At 48.1% G+C, this 4,301-nt stretch carries 3 protein-coding genes; all 3 read left to right on the forward strand.

From position 1 onward, the window contains the following. Positions 1-52 precede the first annotated feature (52 nt). Complete coding sequence (locus Q0V82_RS16440; RefSeq protein WP_297577539.1) at positions 53-2,236, forward strand: histidine-type phosphatase; 2,184 nt, start codon at positions 53-55, stop codon at positions 2,234-2,236. Positions 2,237-2,679: 443 nt separating this feature from the next. After that, positions 2,680-2,928 (forward strand): helix-turn-helix transcriptional regulator, encoded by a 249-nt coding sequence (locus tag Q0V82_RS16445; RefSeq protein WP_297577541.1) that lies wholly within the window; start codon positions 2,680-2,682, stop codon positions 2,926-2,928. Then, positions 2,918-4,174: a type II toxin-antitoxin system HipA family toxin gene (locus Q0V82_RS16450; RefSeq protein WP_297577544.1), complete on the forward strand. Its 1,257-nt coding sequence runs from the start codon at positions 2,918-2,920 to the stop codon at positions 4,172-4,174. The genes Q0V82_RS16445 and Q0V82_RS16450 overlap by 11 nt, the downstream gene beginning before the upstream one ends. Positions 4,175-4,301: the final 127 nt, after the last annotated feature.

Raw genomic sequence — 4,301 nt, forward strand, 5'->3', positions numbered from 1 at the left:
TCATAGGGGGGCGCTACTGTAGCCAGCTTTTCTTCTTACAGAATCTGCGGCTATGTCTCGATTGTTTTTTGTCTCTAAGGTCCAATTTAAGCGTGCCTCGCTCGCGGTACTCGTGAGTGGCGCACTGGCTGCATGTGGTGGTGGCGGGAGTGCCGGAGGAAATGGGGATAGCGCTAGCCCCTTGCCATCGCTTGCGCCAACAGCAAGCCCCAAACCAACTGATGCGCCAGTGGTGAGTGCTGGCGTGGTGCTCGGCAGTTATTTTCGCAATGCGAAGGTTTGTTTTGACGAAAATAATAATGGCCAGTGCGATAACAATGAAGTCAGTACCCGAACGGACAGCAATGGCCAATTTAAGCTCAGCGGTAGCCGTGCGCCGCTAGTGGCTGAGATCGGGCTCGATGCCAAAAGATATGATCCTGATACCAAAACCGAAACTGCGCTGACTCAAGCGCTGATTTTGCGTGCGCCAAAAGAATGGCCGACCACGATTAGCCTGCACACGACGTCGGTGGTCAGTGAGATGGAAAATCAGGGTTTAAGTTTTGATGATGCAGTGAAGAAAGTCGCCAATGCTTTGGCTGTGCCAGCCAATAAGCTACTTGCCGACTTTAATCTTGAAACCGATGCAGGCAATAAGGCGGCGCTGAAGGCAGCATCTGATGATGGCATTCGACGGATTCAAGCGGCAATCGCTGGCAAGAGTGCCGATAGCGATCTTAAAAAACTACTCGCCGAAAGTACGCAAACGGATCGTTACTATCAAACCAAAACACCGTATCGCCCACAACAAGACCGCTCAAGTTATGAAGCTGCACCTGCGGGTTTTAATGTGGTGAATACGCAGTTGATTGCCCGCCATGGCTCGCGTGGACTATCGAGCTTGAAATACGATTTGGCCGTTTACAATATGTGGAGCAAGGCCAAAGAAGAGGGCGCTTTAACGCCTTTGGGTGAAAAACTTGGCGCTGATGTGCTCAAAATCATGAAGGCTAATTTCTTATTGGGTCACAACGTTGCCGGCATTAGTAAGCCCGGCTATGGCAATGAAACCCAAGTCGGGATTGAGGAGCATCAGCAACTGGCCATGCGAATGTTGCAACGTCAACCTGACTTTTGGCAGCAAGTCGCCAAAACGGCCAGCAGCTCGCCGCGCAAAATTATTTTTGTCACTTCTGGCGTCGATCGTGCCGTCGATAGTGGCAATTATTTTGTGCAAGCATTGGCGCAGCAAAATGCCGCTTTGGCTGGCTTGATTGACAAGCCAGCAGCGCCTGGGCCTTATCCGGATAATGCTGTTGCGGTCCCCCAAACTGCCGGCACCAATCGCTTTTTGTTGTATTTCCATAAATTACAAAAATCCACTGATTTAGTTAGCAATGTAAAAGACCCTTTGTATCGCACTTACTTAGATAGCCAAGCGTATCAAGCTTATAAAGACGATGGCGATTTGCTGGCCAAACAAAAGGCTTTGTTCGGCACATTGGAGGCTAAAGCGGCTGGTCGTGCGATCTTAGAGCGTTTATTTACTAAAGCATTTGTCGACAAAATTGATGCAGGTAGTCACAGCTTTGCCAATACCGGCACCTTTAGTTATGTGAGTGACGATGGCAAGTTGACCTCAACCTTAACGGGTGATGGCAAAACTAAAATTGCATCGCTCGCAGATGCCGGTAGCCTGATGTATGAGTTGTATGTGATTGCGCCAGCAATGAGAGCCGAAGCCGGGGTTGATTTTATTCCGTATCTACCTGCAGCGCAGGCGCGGTATTTTGCGGCCTTAAATGATGCATCGGACTTTTATGACAAAGGCCCAAGCATCACCGAAAAAGGCGATGTGACCCACAAAATGGCGCAAATTTTAGTCGATGATGTGTTTAAAGAAGTCGATGACGTGGTGAGTAATCGTTCAAGTAATGCGGCAAAAATTCGCTTTGCCCACGCTGAAATCATCATTCCATTGGCGACTCGAATCGGGCTAAAAAATGCGGTACAGCCAGTGCCTTTGGCACAAACCTTTAGCTATGCAAGCAATCCATGGCGTGGTGAAGCCATCTCACCGATGGCTGCCAATATGCAATGGGATGTTTACAAAAATGCCGAAGGAAGGGTATTGGTTAAAATGCTGTACAACGAAAAAGAAACCGACTTTAAAGCGGCATGTGACAGCGCTAAAATCAGCCCAACGAGTAAGTTTTATAATTTTGCCGCACTGAAAACCTGCTACGGCTACTGAGTTGCGAGTTGGCATCTGAGCTCGGTCTCTGTATGGCTTATCGGCCTAGCGCAACCTAGTCAGATGCGCGCGTGATTTTTGTGGTGAATGAAGCTAAGGCGTGTGCAATGTTAACTTGCACACGCGAGCTATGGGCAGCAGCAATGGTGCAGTTGGCTCGCGACTTGTAGGTATATGCCGCAACGTATTGTTTGGTAAGCATTAGCTGGCAATACATCGACTCAATCGGTAGCCAGAACGCAAAAAAACCACCAACCCATTAGGCATGAATCAGTGGCTTACACTCATTGCTGCTCAAAGCGGTAGGCGTAGATTCCCGATCGGGAATAATAGTTAATTCCCCATGGTTTGAGTTGGTGTATTTCCCGTACGGTAAATTTTAGTTGAAATTACTCTAAGCCGAGCTATAATTCCCGAACGGGAAATATACTGGGTAGTTACTTATGAGCATTCCGATTCAAACAACACGGCACTTAGGCGCTGCAATTAGAGCGGCCCGCAAGCAACTGAAGTTGACTCAGCCACAACTGGCTTTAGCAGCAGGTGTTGGTGTTCGATTCATTGTCGACCTTGAGGCGGGCAAGCCAACGTTGAGATTAGAAACCGTGTTACGCGTCATTGATGCACTCGGCGGAACTGTGCAAATTAGTGGTCTACCCGCTCCAGCGGGAGAAGCATCTAATGGCACATAAACTTGAGGTTTGGCTATTTAGCGATTTGGTGGGGATGTTGTCGCTGGATAATGGCCGATTATGTTTTCAGTACCATTCTGATTGGTTAGGGCAAGCCCATGCGACTGCACTATCGAGCTCTTTACCTTTGCAGACGGAGGCATTTGACGACATTGCTACTCGGCCTTTTTTTGCGGGTCTTTTGCCTGAGGGGCAAATGCGGAAATTGATTGCTCAACAATTCAAGGTATCAGGGCAGAATGATTTTGCATTGCTGGACAAAATTGGTGGTGAGTGCGCTGGGGCGGTTACGTTCCTAGAGCCAGGACAAAGTTTGCCAGCAGTTGGCAATAAGCATGCAGTGCAATGGCTTAATGACGATGAGTTAGTTCACATATTAAAAGAATTGCCGCGTCGACCGATGTTGGCAGGGCAAGATGGCCTGCGGCTTTCATTGGCGGGAGCGCAAGATAAGTTGCCGGTTGTATTTGATGGTGTCCGTATTGGATTGCCTCGCGCTGGTGCACCCAGTTCACATATTTTAAAACCCGCTATCGCAGCGGTGAGTGATAGCGTGGTTAACGAAGCATTTTGCATGTCACTGGCTGGGCTTATGGGGTTTCAGTCTGCTGCGGTCCATATTCATTCTGTTGGCGAACACTCATTTTTGCTTGTAGAGCGTTATGACCGGATTGTTGATTACCATGCTCAACTGCAGCGCTTACATCAGGAAGACTTTTGCCAGGCGCTGAGCGTTATTCCCGAGTTGAAATATCAAAACGAGGGGGGGCCTGATTTAGCGCAATGTTTTGACTTGGTACGTCGCACAACAAAACCTAATGTTATCCATGTGTTGAGACTGCTTGATGGGGTGATATTTAATGCATTGATTGGTAATCATGATGCCCATGGTAAAAATTTCTCACTACTCTATCGTGATAAAACCCCTGTTCTAGCGCCTTTCTACGATCTATTGTCTACGGCAGTTTATCCAGAATTAACACCAAAAATGGCGATGAAGATTGGCAGTAAGTATAAATTTAGCGAAGTGCAGTCGCGGCATTGGGCGCAGTTTGCGGCATCGGCGGGGCTGTCTGTCGCTCAAACAAAAAAACGTGTGCTTGAGTTATGCAAACGTTTACCGATGGCCGCGAGAGCACTTCAAACTAGCACCCCATACGTGGACCAGCCTATCGTCGAGCAAATTGCCATATTGATTGAGCAGCGAGCTGCGTTGACAATACGGCGACTTACAGCGGATGAATAATGCGCTTATTAATTATGGATTGGACTGCTAATTAGCTATGGAGTCGCTAGAACGCAAAAAAACCTAGGCTTGAGACCTAGGTTTTTTTGGTATTGGTTGCGGGAGTAGGACTCGAACCTACGACCTT

The sequence above is a fragment of the uncultured Deefgea sp. genome (genome assembly GCF_947072475.1).
GTDB lineage: Bacteria > Pseudomonadota > Gammaproteobacteria > Burkholderiales > Chitinibacteraceae > Deefgea.